Annotated in this window: 19 protein-coding genes and 1 tRNA gene; 19 read left to right on the forward strand and 1 reads right to left on the reverse strand. The window is 43.3% G+C overall.

Features of this window, described 5'->3' with window-relative positions:
* Positions 1–72 precede the first annotated feature (72 nt).
* From ruvA to ELZ11_RS13155, 15 genes are all read left to right on the forward strand, one after another.
* Positions 73–684, forward strand: a complete 612-nt coding sequence (gene ruvA / locus ELZ11_RS13085; protein ID WP_137357857.1) for a Holliday junction branch migration protein RuvA — start codon at positions 73–75, stop codon at positions 682–684.
* A gap of 79 nt (positions 685–763) precedes the next feature.
* Positions 764–1768, forward strand: a complete 1005-nt coding sequence (gene ruvB / locus ELZ11_RS13090) for a Holliday junction branch migration DNA helicase RuvB (RefSeq protein ID WP_137357858.1) — start codon at positions 764–766, stop codon at positions 1766–1768.
* Positions 1769–2309: 541 nt separating this feature from the next.
* Complete coding sequence (gene cydA / locus ELZ11_RS13095; protein WP_137357859.1) at positions 2310–3896, forward strand: cytochrome ubiquinol oxidase subunit I; 1587 nt, start codon at positions 2310–2312, stop codon at positions 3894–3896.
* Positions 3897–3911: 15 nt separating this feature from the next.
* Positions 3912–5048: a cytochrome d ubiquinol oxidase subunit II gene (cydB, locus tag ELZ11_RS13100; RefSeq protein ID WP_137357860.1), complete on the forward strand. Its 1137-nt coding sequence runs from the start codon at positions 3912–3914 to the stop codon at positions 5046–5048.
* 31 nt (positions 5049–5079) lie between these two features.
* The gene (gene cydX, locus ELZ11_RS13105; RefSeq protein ID WP_000270284.1) at positions 5080–5187 is read left to right on the forward strand and encodes a cytochrome bd-I oxidase subunit CydX; all 108 of its coding nucleotides are present in this window, start codon (positions 5080–5082) and stop codon (positions 5185–5187) included.
* Complete coding sequence (gene ybgE / locus ELZ11_RS13110) at positions 5180–5482, forward strand: cyd operon protein YbgE (protein ID WP_137357861.1); 303 nt, start codon at positions 5180–5182, stop codon at positions 5480–5482. Before cydX ends, ybgE begins: the two co-directional genes overlap by 8 nt.
* A 159-nt stretch (positions 5483–5641) precedes the next feature.
* Positions 5642–6061, forward strand: coding sequence for a tol-pal system-associated acyl-CoA thioesterase (gene ybgC / locus ELZ11_RS13115; RefSeq protein WP_137357862.1), 420 nt, complete (start codon positions 5642–5644; stop codon positions 6059–6061).
* Positions 6051–6734, forward strand: a complete 684-nt coding sequence (gene tolQ, locus ELZ11_RS13120) for a protein TolQ (RefSeq protein WP_137357863.1) — start codon at positions 6051–6053, stop codon at positions 6732–6734. Before ybgC ends, tolQ begins: the two co-directional genes overlap by 11 nt.
* Before the next feature lie 3 nt (positions 6735–6737).
* Positions 6738–7181 carry a protein TolR gene (gene tolR, locus ELZ11_RS13125; RefSeq protein WP_137357864.1) on the forward strand — a complete coding sequence of 148 codons (444 nt, stop codon included), beginning with the start codon at positions 6738–6740 and terminating at the stop codon, positions 7179–7181.
* Between the two features lie 13 nt (positions 7182–7194).
* A complete protein-coding gene (gene tolA / locus ELZ11_RS13130) occupies positions 7195–8265 on the forward strand; it encodes a cell envelope integrity protein TolA (RefSeq protein ID WP_137357865.1) in 1071 nt (356 codons plus the stop codon).
* A gap of 12 nt (positions 8266–8277) precedes the next feature.
* Positions 8278–9630 carry a Tol-Pal system beta propeller repeat protein TolB gene (gene tolB / locus ELZ11_RS13135; protein WP_137357866.1) on the forward strand — a complete coding sequence of 451 codons (1353 nt, stop codon included), beginning with the start codon at positions 8278–8280 and terminating at the stop codon, positions 9628–9630.
* 32 nt (positions 9631–9662) lie between these two features.
* Complete coding sequence (gene pal, locus ELZ11_RS13140) at positions 9663–10205, forward strand: peptidoglycan-associated lipoprotein Pal (RefSeq protein WP_137357867.1); 543 nt, start codon at positions 9663–9665, stop codon at positions 10203–10205.
* A 33-nt stretch (positions 10206–10238) separates the two neighbouring features.
* Positions 10239–11030 (forward strand): tol-pal system protein YbgF, encoded by a 792-nt coding sequence (ybgF, locus tag ELZ11_RS13145; protein ID WP_137357868.1) that lies wholly within the window; start codon positions 10239–10241, stop codon positions 11028–11030.
* Between the two features lie 128 nt (positions 11031–11158).
* Complete coding sequence (gene nadA, locus ELZ11_RS13150) at positions 11159–12220, forward strand: quinolinate synthase NadA (protein WP_137357869.1); 1062 nt, start codon at positions 11159–11161, stop codon at positions 12218–12220.
* 141 nt (positions 12221–12361) lie between these two features.
* Positions 12362–13396 carry a potassium channel family protein gene (locus ELZ11_RS13155; protein ID WP_137357870.1) on the forward strand — a complete coding sequence of 345 codons (1035 nt, stop codon included), beginning with the start codon at positions 12362–12364 and terminating at the stop codon, positions 13394–13396.
* Between the two features lie 49 nt (positions 13397–13445).
* On the opposite strand, the gene ELZ11_RS13160 is transcribed toward ELZ11_RS13155, so the two are convergent.
* Positions 13446–14015 carry a UPF0149 family protein gene (locus ELZ11_RS13160; RefSeq protein WP_167494681.1) on the reverse strand — a complete coding sequence of 190 codons (570 nt, stop codon included), beginning with the start codon at positions 14013–14015 and terminating at the stop codon, positions 13446–13448.
* A 129-nt stretch (positions 14016–14144) separates the two neighbouring features.
* Here ELZ11_RS13160 and ELZ11_RS13165 point away from each other — a divergent pair, with 129 nt between their 5' ends.
* From ELZ11_RS13165 to ELZ11_RS13180, 4 genes are all read left to right on the forward strand, one after another.
* Complete coding sequence (locus tag ELZ11_RS13165; RefSeq protein WP_483050736.1) at positions 14145–16565, forward strand: hybrid sensor histidine kinase/response regulator; 2421 nt, start codon at positions 14145–14147, stop codon at positions 16563–16565.
* 249 nt (positions 16566–16814) lie between these two features.
* Positions 16815–17264: an L-alanine exporter AlaE gene (locus tag ELZ11_RS13170; protein WP_137357872.1), complete on the forward strand. Its 450-nt coding sequence runs from the start codon at positions 16815–16817 to the stop codon at positions 17262–17264.
* Between the two features lie 160 nt (positions 17265–17424).
* A tRNA-Ser gene (locus ELZ11_RS13175) sits at positions 17425–17512 on the forward strand.
* 61 nt (positions 17513–17573) lie between these two features.
* The gene (locus ELZ11_RS13180) at positions 17574–18317 is read left to right on the forward strand and encodes a hypothetical protein (protein ID WP_137357873.1); all 744 of its coding nucleotides are present in this window, start codon (positions 17574–17576) and stop codon (positions 18315–18317) included.
* Positions 18318–18329 lie beyond the last annotated feature (12 nt).

An 18329-nucleotide genomic window follows, 5' to 3' on the forward strand; every position in this document is an offset into this window, starting at 1 on the left:
CAAAGAACTGGATAAGCATCCAGTTCTTTTATATTCTGTCTCCCAAATAATATTCCACCAAGAGAGTGAATTGTGATTGGACGTCTTCGCGGTACATTAATTGAAAAACAGCCCCCAGAATTATTGATTGAAGTCAGTGGGGTTGGCTATGAAGTACAAATGCCAATGAGCTGTTTTTATGAGCTACCAAATGTCGGTGAAGAAGCCATTATCTATACTCACTTTGTTGTGCGTGAAGATGCTCAACTACTTTATGGTTTTAATACCGTTAAAGAGCGCGCGTTGTTCCGTGAAGTGATCAAAGCCAACGGCGTGGGCCCTAAACTTGGTTTAGGCATTCTATCGGGCATGACAGCCAGTCAGTTCGTTACTAGTGTTGAGCGCGAAGATGTGTCGACTCTTGTGAAATTACCAGGTGTAGGCAAGAAAACCGCAGAGCGATTGGTTGTTGAAATGAAAGACCGCCTGAAAGGTTGGGGGACAGGAGACTTATTCACGCCTGCGACTGATGCAGCACCAATTGATTCCGCACCAATAGCAGAAAACGCTGAAGAAGAAGCGGTATCTGCACTGCTGGCGCTAGGCTATAAGCCAACTCAAGCATCGAAAGTCGTTTCACAAGTAGCGAAAGCGGACATGACAAGCGAACAGCTGATCAGAGAAGCATTGAAGTCGATGGTATAATTGTCATCATTGTAAAAACCTTATGTAAGTTGAATTAAGTCCTTTTCCTTAATGGTAAAGGCTAGGAAAGAACAGATATATGATTGAAGCTGATCGACTGATAGCCCCAGATAACCCAGTATTCAAAGATGAAGATGTCATTGATCGTGCAATACGTCCAAAAAAATTAGCGGACTATCGTGGTCAAGACCATGTGCGAGACCAGATGGAAATCTTCATTAAAGCAGCTCAATTACGTAATGAAGCGCTCGACCATTTGCTGATCTTCGGCCCTCCTGGTTTAGGTAAAACGACGTTAGCGAATATTGTAGCCAATGAAATGGATGTGAATATTCGTACTACGTCAGGCCCGGTTTTAGAGAAAGCAGGCGACTTGGCTGCTTTGTTGACTAACCTAGAAGAAAACGATGTGCTTTTCATTGATGAGATTCACCGCTTAAGCCCAGTGGTAGAAGAGGTGCTTTACCCAGCGATGGAAGATTATCAGCTCGATATCATGATAGGTGAAGGCCCGGCGGCTCGTTCGATTAAAATTGATTTGCCTCCGTTTACTTTGATTGGTGCAACGACTCGTGCAGGTTCGCTCACTTCTCCGCTGCGCGATCGTTTCGGTATTACTCAAAGGCTTGAGTACTACAAAATCCCCGATCTACAGCATATCGTTCAGCGTAGTGCTGATTGTTTAAATCTGTCTATGGAGTCGGAAGGTGCACTAGAAGTGGCGCGTCGTGCCCGTGGTACCCCTCGTATAGCGAACCGTCTACTACGCCGTGTCCGAGACTTTGCTGAAGTGAAAGGTAATGGCCATATTTGTGCTGATGTCGCAGACAAGGCTCTCAATATGTTAGATGTTGATGCAGAAGGTTTCGATTACATGGATAGAAAGCTTCTTCTTGCGATTATGGAGAAGTTTGGCGGTGGCCCAGTGGGGTTAGATAACATGGCTGCTGCAATCGGTGAAGAAAAAGACACCATTGAAGATGTTCTTGAACCATACTTGATTCAACAAGGATATTTGCAACGTACCCCAAGAGGGAGAATTGCGACTGATAGAGCTTATCTTCACTTTGGAATTGATAAGTAATATTGATAAATGATCGTTAAATAGCCTAGTTATATGTAACTAGGCTTTTTTATATCGGCTTAATATCTCGATAATGATAATTATTTTCAACTTTCAAAACTGAAAACTTTGATTTTGTTTGTCGAAATTAGCTTTGAAATTGAAACAAAATCCTACAAGCCTTGTTAACTTTTTGTGGTGTGCAGTGATGGTTATGTTATGTACGTGACAACGAGTTGTCGCCTATATCAACGGGTGTTATAAGGGAAGTTAAAATAGGGGTGATTTTGCTCATAATTGTACAAAAATACTCCTAATTAGACGCGTGTAAATTGATACAAATCAACGCAGTAATTTCCTATAAATCTTTTGAAACATACTGATTTTACCAGTAATATTAGCTCCAGCTATATTAGCTCATGCTTAACAATAATCTAACTATAACGGTACATTTTTGCTACAAGATTTCGATTTAAGATAACAACTCGTTCTGTTGTGTAACAATCGACTTTGGCGGCAAAAATACACAATAGTGTCATTCAGCCGGCACAAAGGAGTTACCATGATTGATGTTGTTGATCTGTCGCGATTGCAATTTGCATTGACTGCGATGTATCACTTCTTGTTCGTTCCATTGACTTTAGGTATGGCGTTTCTTCTTGCCATCATGGAGTCTCTTTATGTAATGACCGATAAGCAAATCTACAAGGACATGACAAAGTTCTGGGGTAAGCTTTTTGGTATTAACTTCGCTCTTGGTGTGGCTACCGGCCTTACCATGGAATTCCAGTTTGGTACTAACTGGTCCTACTATTCTCACTACGTTGGCGACATTTTCGGGGCTCCTTTAGCCATCGAAGCGCTTGTAGCATTCTTCCTAGAATCCACCTTTGTAGGCCTTTTCTTCTTTGGCTGGGATAGATTATCTAAGCGTCAGCACTTATGTGTTACTTGGTTAGTAGCGTTAGGTTCTAACTTCTCTGCGCTTTGGATTCTTGTCGCGAACGGCTGGATGCAAAACCCAGTGGGTGCGGAATTCAATTTCGAAACCATGCGTATGGAAATGGTGAGCTTCGCAGAAGTTGTACTAAACCCTGTGGCTCAAGTTAAATTTGTACACACAGTAGCGTCTGGTTATACAACGGGTGCGATGTTTGTTCTTGGTATCAGTTCTTACTACATCCTGAAAGGTCGTGATCTGGCGTTCGCTCGTCGTTCATTTGCTATCGCAGCATCTTTCGGTATGGCGGCAATCTTATCTGTAATCGTACTAGGTGATGAGTCTGGTTATGAGTTAGGTGAAGTTCAGAAAGTGAAGCTAGCGGCTGTAGAAGCTGAGTGGCACACTGAAGAAGCGCCTGCGGCATTTACTGTGTTTGGTGTTCCAAACCAAGAAACGATGCACACGGATTATGCGATTAAGATCCCTTACGTAATGGGTATTATTGCAACGCGTTCGATTGATAAAGAAGTAACAGGTCTACGTGACCTACGTGATGACCACGTAGAGCGTATCCGCACAGGTATGTACGCGTACGAGCTTCTTGAAAAACTTCGTGCGGGCGACCGTTCAGAAGAAAACAAAGCGGCGTTCGATGAAGTGAAGGGCGATCTAGGTTATGGCCTGCTTCTTAAGCGTTACACTGAGAACGTGGTAGACGCGACTGAAGAACAAATTCAAGCTGCTGCTGACGACTCAATCCCGACGGTTTGGCCTCTATTCTGGTCGTTCCGTATCATGGTTGCGTGTGGTTTCATCATGCTATTCATCTTTGGTGCTGCGTTTGTACAAACCTGTCGTCAGAAGATCGAACAAAAACCATGGGTTCTTAAAGCCGCGCTATTTGCTATCCCATTACCGTGGATTGCAATCGAAGCGGGTTGGTTTGTCGCTGAGTTTGGCCGTCAACCATGGGCAGTTGGTGAAATTCTGCCAACGCATGTTGCAGCCTCTGCTCTAACGATTGAGCAACTGTGGACATCCCTATTCGCAATTATTGCACTGTACACAGTGTTCCTAATTGCAGAAGTTTACCTAATGTTGAAATTCGCACGTAAGGGTCCAAGTAGTCTGAAGACTGGCCGTTACCACTTTGAACAAGAAGCTAACTCTGTTGAAGACAAAGTTGGTCGTCAAGTCGAAGTATAAGTGAGGGAATAACGAATGTTTGATTACGAAATCTTACGACTGATTTGGTGGGTTCTGATTGGTGTGTTGCTGGTTGGATTCGCCGTGACCGATGGCTTTGACATGGGCGTGGGTGCTCTTGTTCCTGTGATTGGTAAAAACGATACAGAACGTCGAGTGATGATCAATACCATTGCTCCTCACTGGGACGGCAACCAAGTTTGGTTAATCACTGCTGGTGGTGCATTGTTCGCTGCATGGCCACTAGTGTATGCAACGTCGTTCTCTGGTTTTTACCTAGCGATGTACGTGGCTCTTGCTGCACTTTGGTTACGTCCACTTGGCTTAGATTACCGTTCAAAAATTGAGAACCCAAAATGGCGTAACGCTTGGGATGGCGCTATCTGCTTTAGCGGCGCGGTTCCACCGATCATTTTCGGTGTGGCATTTGGTAACCTGCTACAAGGCGTTCCATTTGAATTGAACGATCTGCTGATGTCTCAGTACAAAGGTTCATTCTTTGGTTTGCTGAACCCGTTTGCTCTACTTTGTGGTGTATTGGCGCTAGCTTTGTTTATCCTCCAAGGTTCAACTTGGCTACAGATGAAAACCACGGATGATGTTAAATCTCGTGCTCGCAACACTGCTCAGTTATCAGGTGTTGCCATTGCTGCGCTATTTGTAGTTGGTGGATTCTGGGTTCAAAACATCGACGGCTATGTTATTACAAGTGTTATCGACACGATGGCTGATTCGAACCCACTGAATAAAGAAGTGGTTCGTGAAGCGGGTGCGTGGATGACTAACTTTGAAACTTACCCAGCATTATGGGCTGCTCCAGCGCTAGGTGTCATTATGCCGCTATTAGCTGTTATTGCATCTCGTATTGATCGCGGTGGCTTCGCATTCTTGTTCTCAAGCTTGACTAACGCAGGTGTGATCTTAACGGCTGGTTTTGCAATGTTCCCATTCGTAATGCCTTCTAGCCTGATCCCTAGCCATAGTTTAACTATGTGGGACTCTACAGCGAGTGAGCTGAGCTTGAACCTAATGACAGCCGTTGCTTTCGTTATGGTTCCAGTAATCTTGGGCTACACGACTTGGACTTACTACAAAATGTTTGGTCGTCTAGATAAGAAACACATCGAAGATAACGACGTTTCAGCTTACTAAGCTAGAAGTTAAATAACTTAGGAGAAATTGTATGTGGTATTTCGCATGGATTTTGGGTGTACTTCTAGCATGTGCATTCGGCATCATTAATGCTCTTTGGTTAGAGCATTCAGAAATGATGGATAAAGACAGTGAGTAACCTCGCTGAGCAGGTGAGTAAGCTGCATGCTCCCATGGATAAAGCGTTAATACGCGCTTTATCTCTTGTCTTAGGCTTTATGCATGTCGGCCTAGTGATGTGGGATCCAGAAGCTTACTCAGTAAGTATCGGCGGCTTTAACGCGATTATTGCCCCTATGCTGATTTGGGCTGTGTGCTCAAGTATGGTTTATGGGATTGGCTTTAAACCAAGAGCTTGGTTTTGGCAGTTACTGTTTAGCCCTTATTGTTCACTTACAATCTTGCTGTACCTGACAATCGTTTACTTTATCTAAAGAAGAGATTGTTCGGTTTGTAATCTATTTGAGGCTATCTTATCCAGATAGCCTCAATTTTCTCCACTCAACTCAAAAAATCAGTTTCCCTCTTGTACCAATCTTATTGACATGAGTTATAGTGATATCTTTGTTGATTTATCATAATGGTATCTGAATTTGCAGGGACTCGCTGAACCTTTCAAATGGCCTGTGACCGTCTATTACGAAGACACTGATGCAGGTGGGGTGGTGTACCATTCCAACTATATTAAATTTCTTGAGCGCGCTAGAACTGAGCTATTACGTTCTGTCGGCATATCACAGAAAACTTTGTTAGAACAAAATATTGGTGTTGTTGTCCGACACATTGATATTGATTTTATTCAAGGTGCCAAGCTGGACGACCAGTTGCAGGTTGTAACAACTATTTCTGAACTCAAACGTGCATCCATTATATTCTGTCAGGAAATCGTAAATCCTGGCGGCAAAGCATTGTGTAAAGCAATGGTTAAGGTAGCATGTATCGATAGTCAAAAAATGAAACCCAAGGCTATGCCGCAATCCATTATTTCGGAGCTAATCAACAGTGACAGCTGATATTTCAATCTTAGACCTTATTCTTGATGCAAGTTTACTTGTAAAACTGGTAATGCTTACGCTTATGGGTATGTCAGTCTTGTCTTGGGCAATGATCATCAAGCGCAGCAAAGTACTTTCTCAAGCTGCAAAAGATACCGAAGTATTTGAAGATAAATTCTGGTCAGGTGTCGACCTCGCGCAACTTTATCAAGAAAGCAATAAGCGCAAAGATGATCTTTCAGGCACAGAAGAAATTTTTTACGCAGGCTTTACTGAGTTTGCGCGTCTACGTAAATCGAATGCTGCATCACCGGATTTCATTATGGAAGGTACGGGTCGTGCGATGCGAGTATCGGTTGCTCGTGAAGTGGACGAACTTGAAACTAACTTGCCATTCTTAGCAACCGTTGGTTCTATTAGCCCTTATATTGGCCTGTTTGGTACAGTTTGGGGCATCATGCACTCATTCATCGCGTTAGGCCAAGTAAAGCAAGCCACACTTGCTATGGTTGCTCCGGGTATCGCAGAAGCGTTGATCGCAACCGCGATGGGCTTGTTTGCTGCAATCCCAGCAGTAATGGCTTATAACCGCTTTAGCAGCAGTGTTGGTAAGCTTGAACACAACTACGCGACATTCTCAGAAGAGTTCCATAGCATCCTTCACCGTCAAGCAATGGCGGGCAGGGAATAATCGATGGCAGGATACCAACCCAAAAAACGGAAGATGACCGCTGAGATCAACGTTGTACCTTACATCGATGTGATGCTGGTGTTGTTGATCATCTTTATGGTGACTTCACCTTTCGTGACTCAAGGCGTTGATGTCGAGTTACCTGAAGCGTCGACTGCTAAATCAGCACAAGATCTAATGGGAGACGATAATTCAAGCTTTATCATTGTAGAAGTGGATAAAGAGGGAGAGCTTGGTTTAAGCGTCAATAACGATGAAGTACAAAGAGGGTTATCCCTTGAAGATATAATCGTTAGGGTTAAAGCTGAGCTAACCATTAATCCTAACTCGCCAGTAGCGGTGGGTGGTGATGCAGCTACGCCATATGCAGAAGTCGTGTTACTACTAGATGAGCTTAGCCGAGCAGGTGTACCTAAAGTCGGCTTATTAACGGATATAAGGGAATAGTTCCGTAGCACTCATGAAAGATACTAAAAAAAATAGAAAGAGTAACTATGGTAAGCCTCTCGTTATTTCGTTTGGTCTACATATTGTTTTAGCCGTTGCCCTATTATGGGGAGCGGATTTTACTATGTCTAAACCTGAGCCTAGTGGGCAAATGGTTCAAGCGGTGGTGATTGACCCCCAATTAGTACGCGACCAAGCGAACCAGATTCGTCAACAGCGTGAGGCAGCTAGTAAAAAAGAGCAAGAGCGTTTAGACAAGCTTCGTCGCGAAAGCGAGCGTTTGGAACGTAATCGTAAAGCAGAAGAAGAGAACATTCGTAAGCTCAAAGAACAAAAAGCAAAAGAAGCCAAAGCGGCACGAGAAGCTGAGAAACGGCGAGCTGAAAAGCAGAAACAATTAAAAGCCGAAGAAGCTCGTGTAAAGAAAGAACAGCAACGCGCGGCAAAAGCTGAGGCGGATCGAAAAGCGAAAGAAGCCGCTTTGAAGAAAGCAGAGCAAGAGCGTGTGGCGAAACAAGCTGCGATTGCAAAGGCTGAAAAGGAACGAATAGAGAAAGAAAAAGCGGCACAAGCAGCGGCAGAGAAAGCTCGTAAAGAGAAAGAAGCCGCTGAGCGTGCTGAAAAAGAGCGTATCGCAAAAGAGAAAGCCGCAAAAGAAGCCGCAGAAAAAGCGCGTAAAGCGAAAGAAGCTGCTGCTAGAGCGGAACGTGAGCGTAAAGAGCAAGAAGCTGCACTTAACGATATCTTTGCAGGGCTAGAAACAGAGGCTTCTCAAAATACTTCAGCTAGGCAGCAATTTGTTACCTCGGAAGCAGATCGTTATGGAGCGATTTATACGCAACTTATTCAGCAGAATTTGTTACTTGAAGATAGCTTTCGTGGCAAAGCTTGCAAAGTGAACTTAAAGCTAATACCGACGGGCTCTACGGCAATCTTGGGTAGTTTAAGTATCTTGGAAGGTGATTCTCGCTTATGTGCTGCAACTAAACGTGCAGTCGCTCAGGTGAAGTCTTACCCATTACCGAAAGACCCTGATGTCGTCAATTCGTTGAAGAATATCAACTTAACTGTATTACCAGAGTAAAAGGATTAACCAGTGTTAAAGAAACTATTACTGAGTTTTGTTTGTGTAATAGCGATGAGCAGCCAAGCAGCCAATGCTGCATTGGAGTTGGTGATTACAGATGGCATTAACTCAGCTCGCCCAATCGCGATTGTTCCATTTAAGTGGGAAGGCAACAAAGCATTACCACACGATGTGTCTGCGGTTATAGCGTCTGATTTACAAAGAAGTGGTAAGTTCAGCCCAATCGCTACCAATAAAATGCCTCAAACGCCATACAGCGAAGCAGAAGTTAATTTTGATGCATGGACAACGTTAGGCGTTGACTCACTTTTAACCGGTACCATCAGCGAGAACGCTGAAGGTCAGTATGTTATTAATTACCAGCTAATTGATATTGTGCGTGGCCAGCTTACTAACGGCCAAAGCAAAGCGTTAAGTGATGAAGGTCAGCTCGTTCTCTCTAAAGATCATGTTCTTTTCAACAAGCGTGCGACTGTACCTGGCCCACGTTTACGCGAATACGCTCACCGCATTTCGGATTTGGTTTATGAAGAGCTTACTGGCGAAAAAGGCGCATTCTTAACACGTATTGCCTATGTCGTGGTCAGTGATAAAGATAAATACCCATACCAGCTTCGTGTAGCTGATTACGATGGTTTTAATGAAAGATTGGTGCTGCGATCAAAGCAACCTTTGATGTCGCCAGCATGGTCACCAGATGGCAAGAAACTAGCGTATGTAAGTTTTCAAAATGGCCAAGCTGAAATATTCCTAATGAATATTTACAGTGGCGAGCGAGAAAAGTTGACGTCATACCCTCGTCACAATGGTGCGCCAAGATTCTCGCCAGATGGCAAGAAGCTAGCACTAGTGCTTTCGAAAACCGGTAGTTTGCAAGTTTATACACTAGACTTGGCGACTCGAAAATTGACCCAAGTAACACGCGGTAGAGCGAATAATACTGAACCATTCTGGCATCCAGATGGTAAGTCTCTCATCTTTACATCTGATCGTGGTGGTAAACCTCAGATTTATAGGGTAAATTTGACAAACAATTCGACAACTCGTCTTACTTGGCAAGGCAGCCAAAACTTAGGTGGTCAAATAACACCTGATGGTCGATTCCTAATTATGGTTAATCGCAGTAATTCAGGGTTTAATCTGGCTAAACAAGATTTGGAAACGGGGGCAGTTCAAGTGTTAACTAAAACACTTCTGGACGAGTCACCAAGTATTGCTCCAAATGGTGGTATGGTTATTTATAGCTCCATTTATAACAAGACAAATGTACTTTCGATGGTTTCCATTGATGGTCGATTTAAAGCTAGATTACCGGCAACAAATGGGCGCGTAAGAGCTCCTGCATGGTCTCCGTTTTTATAGCAACTAAGTTTGATAACGTAAGGAAAAATAAGATGCAACTTAATAAAGTTCTTAAAGGACTGCTTATTGCTCTACCAGTAATGGCAGTAACTGCATGTAGCTCAAGTGATGACGCAACTTCAGCAACATCTGGCACTGAAACTAACCAGTCTACTTCTGGTTCTGAAGGCTCTGTAGATACTACAGTAGTAACGCCAATCGACGCGAATGCACAACTTTCTGAGCAAGAGCTAAAAGAGCAAGCACTACGCGAAACTCAAACAATTTACTTCGCATTCGATAACTCTACTATCGCTGGCGATTACGAAGCTATGCTTTCTGCGCACGCTGCTTACCTAAGCAAGAACGTAGATATGAGCGTAACTATCGAAGGTCACGCTGATGAGCGCGGTACTCCTGAGTACAACATCGCACTAGGCGAGCGTCGTGCACAAGCTGTAGCTAAATACCTACAAGCTCTAGGTGTTCAAGCTGACCAAATCTCTATCGTAAGCTACGGTGAAGAGAAGCCACTTCTTCTAGGTCAATCTGAAGAAGTGTACGCTAAGAACCGTCGCGCAGTACTAGTTTACTAATCTCAGTAAACTATCTAATTGAGGAATTGCCTCATGTTCAGTAACACTAAGCGAGTAGTTACGCTTACGTTACTGGCAAGTGCAGCGAACCTAGCGTTCGCTGCACCAGCTCCAGTATCAGACATCAGTAACTCATCCGCTACTTCTACCTCACCTTCGACTACGTCATCATCTGTTTCCAATGAAACGGACATTCAACGTTTAGAACGCTTATTACAGAACCGAAATCGTGTGCAGCTACAAATGCAGCAGCAAATCGATGATATGGCTTTGGAAATTAGCGAGCTGCGTGGTCAGCTTGAAAGAAACAGCTACGATATGCAGCAGATGCTTGAGCGTCAGCGCGAGCTATTCATTGAGCTTGATCGTGTTCGTAACGAAGTTAAGAATTCTTCAACGGCTGTTGCGCCAGTTTCTGGTGAAAATGTGCCGAGCGAGCCAACTGGAACGTTTAGTTCTGATGTTGATGAGCAAACCGCATATCAAAATGCGGTGGATATGATCTTAAAGCAAAGGGATTACACGGGTGCTATTGTTGCATTCCAGAAATTCCAGAAAGACTATCCTGACTCGACTTTTACGCCAAACTCTCATTATTGGTTAGGCCAGCTTTATTTTGCTAAGAAACAAGATAAAGAAGCAGTGAAGAGCTTTGCTGCCGTTGTGGCTTATAAAGATTCCAATAAGCGAGCAGACGCATTAGTCAAACTTGGTGATATTGCGGCTAGGAATAATAACCCTGAGCAAGCTAAGAAATATTACCAACAAGTTGTTGCCGAGCACCCAAATAGTGCTTCAGCCAAAGTGGCGAAAACCCACTTATAAAGCTTGAATGAAGAAGGGCGCTGCTAGCGCCCTTTTTTTCGTCTCTATAATTGTGAAACCTTTTTGATCCTTAGCCCTGTTCAGGTGTAGAATGCTCGGATTATCAGAAGTTGCGTAGAGCAAGAGCAATGAGTCACATTCTAGACAAAATCGACACTGTATACCCATTCCCACCAAAACCTGTGCCACTAACTGAAGACCAGAAAGCTGCACACGTTGCGAAAATCAAGACACTACTAAAAGAAAAAGATGCAGTCTTGATTGCCCATTACTATACCGATCCTGAGATCCAAGCATTAGCTGAAGAAACTGGCGGCTTTGTTGGTGACTCATTAGAAATGGCTAAATTTGGTAACCGCCATGACGCGAGTACGCTAATCATCGCGGGTGTTCGTTTCATGGGTGAATCTGCAAAAATTCTTACGCCTCAGAAACGTATTCTGATGCCAACCCTTGAAGCTGAATGCTCTCTTGACCTTGGTTGTCCAGCTGACAAATTCACTGAGTTTTGTGATGCACACCCAGACCACACGGTCGTTGTGTATGCGAATACTTCTGCCGCTGTAAAAGCGCGTGCTGACTGGGTGGTAACCTCGAGTATTGCTCTTGAAATCGTAGAAAGCTTAGATGCTGATGGTAAACCAATCATTTGGGGGCCAGACCGCCACTTAGGTTCTTACATTGCCAACCAAACCGGTGCAGATATGCTGCTTTGGCAAGGTGAGTGCATCGTACACGACGAATTTTCAGCTGACGCTTTGAAGAAAATGAAGTCTGTGTACCCAGAAGCGGCAATTTTAGTGCACCCTGAATCTCCAGCGAGTGTTGTAGAATTAGCGGATGCTGTTGGCTCTACGAGTCAGCTGATTAAAAAAGCGAAAGAACTACCTCATAAGCAGATGATTGTTGCGACTGATAAAGGTATTTTCTTCAAAATGCAGCAATTGGTTCCTGAAAAAGAGCTAATCGAAGCGCCAACTGCTGGTGCTGGGGCAACTTGTCGTAGCTGTGCTCATTGTCCTTGGATGGCAATGAACGGCCTTCAGGCAATTGAAACCGCACTAGAGCATGGCGGTGAAGATCACGAAATCTTTGTTTCTGAAGAGCTTCGCGTTAAATCACTTATTCCGCTAAATCGCATGTTGGATTTTGCTGAACAGCTAAATGTTCAGGTGAAAGGAAACGCGTAGGCGTTTTAGATACTAGATAATAAAAGCCAGCTTAGTTGCTGGCTTTTTTGTATCTACTGACAATAGATAGTTGTTAATTATTGATGTATAAGGTTTTATACCGCATTATTATTTTCATCTATATGGTAAGGGAACATCAATATGATGATTTGGTTGCAATTAAAGCGCTGGGTGCATGCGAACATTTTTGAGCTTAACGGCAAAAATCTTCTGTTTACCTTTATCGCATACGTTGCATTGTCTTGGTTGTTGTTAAGGTTTGCGAATGAAACGGATCTTACGGCTTCATTTACTACTTTTATTTATTATTTGGTCGTGACGGCATCGACGGTCGGTTATGGTGATATGTCACCGACGACAGAATTAGGCCGCTGGATCGTCATTTTATTTATTATTCCAGGTGGACTAAGTTTGTTTGCTGCCTTACTGGGCAAAGCGGCAAGCGAAGGCGTTTATTACTGGCGCGCTGGGTTGTTAGGGAAAAGGAGAGTACGTGTGGACAATCACATTTTGATGCTTGGGTGGAATGAGCAAAGAACCATACATTTGATTCGAATGCTTCAACATGAAGAAACAGGTAAACGACCAATCGTGCTGTGTACTCGCTCAGACATCGAAAATCCACTGCCAGGTGAAATTAGCTTTGTTCGTGTTAATAGCTACACCGATGGCAAAGAAATGGATAAAACTGAAATTGATAGCGCAAGTTGCATTTTGATTGATAGCCCTGAAGATGACGTCACGCTGTCTGCTGCGCTGTATTGTGCCAACCGCAATCCCGATGCCCATCTGCTGGTTTATTTCCAAGATGAGGCGCTTAGTGACTTACTGCATAAACATTGCCCTAACTCTGAGTGTATTCCAGCCGTTGGCGCTGAAATGCTCGCTAAGGCAGCGGTAGACCCTGGCTCTAGTGCCCTTCACCAAGAATTACTCAGTTCGACACGGGGTATGACCCAATACTCAACGTATTTCCCTAAGGAAGCCAATGCTTCAACCATTGCGCCTATCTTCACCATGTTTAAAGAGCAATACCAAGCTACTTTGATCGCGATAGATACAGGTGAGGGGATTGAACTCAACCCTGAGCTAAATTCTAGTGTTCCGCCATCCAGTAAGCTATTTTATATCGCAGATGAAAGAATTGATGACTTCGACTGGAAAGCTTTCTTATAAATACAACAAAGGCCTCTAAATGAGGCCTTTGTTTTTAAATGAAGCTGTATTACTGAGCTTCAGCTAAGCTGATACCGCGTTGAGTTAAGCCGCACAGCATTACGGGGATAGCGTTGAAGATTTCTTCAAATTGTTCAAGCCCTTCAATGCCTTGCTCCGCTAATGTAGCGATAGACGTTTCTGGGTCATACAGCATGCTTAAAGAAAGTAAGACACCGCCAAGTAGTGCATTGTCTTCGCTGTCTTCAGGCATTAGCGTTTCCCAGTCGTCACGAGCAAGCTGCCAACCTTGAAGTACTCCTTCACAGAAGTCGCGAGCTGCTTCGTTCACGATTTCTTCTTCGTTGAGTTTACAAGCTTCAGGCCATGTCCAAGTACCTTCAATGAGGGCAGGGCGGGCGTCGTTCCACATTGCGATAATCGCTTCGATGTAAAGTTCAAGCTGCTCGCCGTCGGTAAAAGGAGCGACTTCATCACCACCCCATAAGAATGGAAGCCACTCATGAGGCGTTAATACATTTGGCGCGGCAGCCATCGCTGTCACGAAGCCAAGGGTTTTGCTTTCATTTAAGAGCTTTTCCTCAAGTTCAGGAAGCGCAAGAATCTCTTGTAAAGTCAAAGTTCGGTACCAATAAAAGTATAAAAATGTATTCAGCGCACATCTTACCAATCTAGTTCGCATCTAAAAAGGTTTGATGTAGCAGTTTATTCCCGATAGATTAAACTAAAAAGAAAACAGCGATTTATTATGGATATACGTTCTTCATTGAAGAAAAAGAGCATGATAGCTCTAGGCTTATACCTTGCGATCTTTATTGCCATTATCGGTAGTATTACCTATTTCGTTGTCGAGCCTCCAGTCAGGGATAGGTTGCAACAAAACCTCGATCTCCGAACTCAGCTTCTTTCCTCTCTTATTCAAGAACCTCTTAACAGCTCTCATGGCCTTCTTAATGGTATCGTTGGTATTGCTCAATCAGAGCGTGATCACGATAGCCTGGCTAAACTTATTCAATCTTTGTTTTCGACCAGTAGCAGTATTGTTGTCAGTGGTGGCGTTTGGCCTGAACCTCGAATGCTCAGTCCAGACAGAGAACGCGATAGTCTGTTTTTTAATAAAGCAGCGGATGGGAAAATCGATAAAATCGAGTCGTACAATAACCCTGAAGCTTCAGCGTACCACGAAGAAAGTTGGTACACCTCAGTCGTCAATCTACCTGTCGGTGAGATCTCTTGGTCTGATGTATACATCGACCCTTTCACCCATGTCCAAATGATTACCGTTTCTGCGCCTTACTATTTAGAGGGTGAATTCGCAGGCGTTACGACCGTCGATCTCTCCCTTGAAGGGTTACTTGAGTTTATTAAAGATCACGCTGAAGAATACGATTTGGGTATTACACTCCGAGATACTCATGGGCATGTATTGGTTGCGCATAATTTTAAGTTAGTCGAAGGTATTTATATTAGTCACATTGAGTTCGGTGAATTCAACTGGAAGGTTGAAGTCGTTAACTCGAAACACTTAGTGGCGGATGAAGTGTTCAAACAAGTGATGAGTGTAGAGAGTGGGATTGTTCCGTTCCTTTTATTGTGTGTCATGGCGGGTTATTACTTACTTAATCGATACCTGATTTCACCAATCATCATTATCGCTAAGAAAGTAGATGATTCGAAAGCCGGCGGAATTATCGATATCACATACAATAGCCAAGATGAAATTGCTCACCTGATCAAAGCGTTTAACGAAAAAACGATTTTCCTTGAAGCTGAGAAAGTGAAAGCGCAGGCATCTACTAACGCTAAAACAGCATTCTTAGCAACACTCTCCCATGAGATCCGCACACCGATGAATGGCGTACTCGGAACCGCTCAGATCTTATTGAAAACCAAGCTAGATAAAGATCAAGAAAAGCATATGAAGAGCCTTTACGATTCCGGCGATCATATGATGACCTTACTGAATGAAATACTAGATTTCTCGAAAATCGAGCAAGGGCACCTCGACCTTGATTTTACTAGCTTCCCTCTAGATTCAATCATTGGCAGTATTAATAGTGTTTACCACACGTTGGCATCTGAAAAAGGGCTGCAATTTAAAGTGTATTCCGAAGTGCCATCTGGGCGTTGGTATTATTCCGACAAAGCCCGCTTAAGGCAGGTTCTTTTTAACTTGTTGAATAACGCTGTGAAATTTACCGCCAGAGGTTTCGTTGAGGTTTACTTAAAAGAAACCGAACGAGATGGAAAAACTTACCTTTCTATACGTGTAAGAGACACTGGCATAGGGATTTCTAAAGAAGCACAAGCCCGAATATTCAAACCGTTTGAGCAGGCTGAATCTTCCACTACACGTCGATTTGGTGGCACAGGGCTAGGTTTAGCCATTGTGAAAAAGATCTCAGCGTTAATGGGTGGCGATATTACTGTAACCAGTGAAGAAGGTATCGGAACCAGTTTTGACGTGCTGGTAGAAATGGAGCCATGTAAGCCCGGCTCGGTTGAAAATATCGCTCATCGAAAATTGAATTATTCTGGGCTCAAGGTCCTGATCGTCGAAGATAATCGTACAAATACTATCATTATTGAAACCTTTATGAAGAGTAAAGGCTTTGAATGCCACAGCGTAGAGAATGGTGAATTAGCGGTTCAAGCTATTGTGGCAGAGCGATTTGATTTGGTGTTGATGGATAACCATATGCCTGTCATGGATGGCGTTGAAGCGACCACCGCAATACGCTCCTTACGCGGTGATATGGACAGAGTCTTGATCTTTGGGTGCACCGCAGACGTATTCAAAGAAACCCGAGAAAGAATGTTAGGCGCCGGGGTCGATTATATTGTGGCTAAGCCTATCGATGAGCGCGAGCTTGATGATGCGTTATATCGATATGCCAAGAAACTTTATCAATATAACCCTGAGCAGCAGCCTACAGAAGCGACGTCTGGAAGTATTGAAGATACTTTAGTCTCTTTCTATATCGCGTTGGAAGATTCTAATTTCGAGGCGGGCAGTAAGGAACTTAAAAAACTTTTAGTTCTCATACAGCCTAATGGTTGCGACATGCTGAAGTCCGCCATTCAGAGCGCAATGCACGCGTTAGATAACGCAGAGCGCCCCAATCAAGATGATGTGAACTTAATTACGGTCAAGCTCTCAGACTTCTGATTTTGTTTTTAAATTACAGAAAATTACTTTCACTTTGATTGTTATTTAATCTATATCAAAAAAACCAGTGATTCTCACTGGTTTTTTCGTTGTTTTTGGTTGTAAATTTACCACTCAAAAACAAATGCGGAATGTATTACTGCAAATGTTGTGATTTAATAGCGTTATTGACTGGGTTGTGTGTAAAAGCCATCCTTTACGTGTTGTTAAATTGCAACTTTACTAGTGATATATTTTAGGTGTAGGTAAATGAAGTCTCGTGGCCCATTTTGTATTCGAAACGCAGCAGCGGATACTTTTGCAATGGTAGTATTTTGTTTTGTATCTGGAATGATTGTGGAAGTATTCATTTCTGGTATGACATTTGAGCAGTCATTGGCCTCTAGAACGCTATCTATCCCGGTAAATATTGCAATTGCATGGCCTTACGGAGTGTTTCGTGATTGGATGTTGCGTAATGGCGCCCGTATTTCTAATACTTCATTTATGAAGAATGTTTCAGACTTGGTTGCGTATGTACTCTTTCAATCGCCGGTCTACGCCGGAATTTTGTTAGCGGTAGGTGCCTCTACTGATCAAATCATTACGGCGGTTACCAGCAATGCAGTCATTTCATGCGGTATGGGCGTACTGTACGGTTACTTCTTAGACATGTGCCGTAAATGGTTCAAGGTTCCTGGTTACTACCAACAAGCGTAACTGCATTAAGTTTGATGGTTTTTGGTTTGTTTTTGATCTAATTAGTTATTTTGTAGACGAACGAATCAAATTCAGTGGTTTTTTTAATGAATGCCCTTGACCTAAGAGAGTAATATCATTAAATTAGCGCCTCGTCGAGCAGCATGCTTAGCAACAATTTGGTGAGGTGTCCGAGTGGCCGAAGGAGCACGCCTGGAAAGTGTGTATACGGAAACGTATCGAGGGTTCGAATCCCTCCCTCACCGCCATATTCCAGAAAAAGCCCGTTGATTATCAACGGGCTTTTTTGTATCTGATATCCGGTGAATTATGACTATTCTGATCACGTTTGCTTGCTTTGTTATCCCTGTGGCCTTGGTGATCGGTTTCCATCAGTTAATCGCTAGTGCGGTCATGCCCAGTGTACAAAGGTCGTATCTCGGAAAAGCTATTTATTACGTATCTGCAGCAGTTGGTACACCTATACATGAGCTCTCCCATGCTTTTATGGCGCTGTTGTTTCGGCATAAAATTCATAAGGTAAGCTTGTTTCAATTCGGTGCCGATGGGCGCCTAGGCTACGTTAGCCACACTTGGAACAAAACTTCACTTTATCAATCGATTGGAGTGTTTTTCATCGCGATAGCTCCCATCGCTGGTGCAGCCTTTATCCTATATCTATCCAGTGTGTTACTTGGGTTCTCGACACAATCGTTTTCATACATTTCGCATCGTGATGGAATCGTCGAAGTACTCGTGCATTTAGCTGATAACTTCATGGCGATTCTTGGGATTGCTTTTAACGACCTTCCGACATTACTTTGGTATTTGGTGATTTCATTAGTGTGTTTCCACTGTATTCCAAGCCGTAGTGACTTTAACAATGCACTAAAAGGTTCAATCATCGTGATCTTGGTTGTTAGTGTGATATTGATGGGTTTTGAATTCGCTAATTGGCAGTTTGGAATTTCGCTATTCTTTGAAGCATGGTCGGTGAGTATTACGTGGTTGAGTTTAGTCGTTATCTCTTCGCTACTTTGGTGGGTGATTTTGGCGATTACCTCTCTTATATAACACCAACCTCAC

The sequence above is a fragment of the Vibrio profundi genome, from assembly GCF_005281835.1.
Lineage (GTDB): Bacteria > Pseudomonadota > Gammaproteobacteria > Enterobacterales > Vibrionaceae > Vibrio > Vibrio profundi.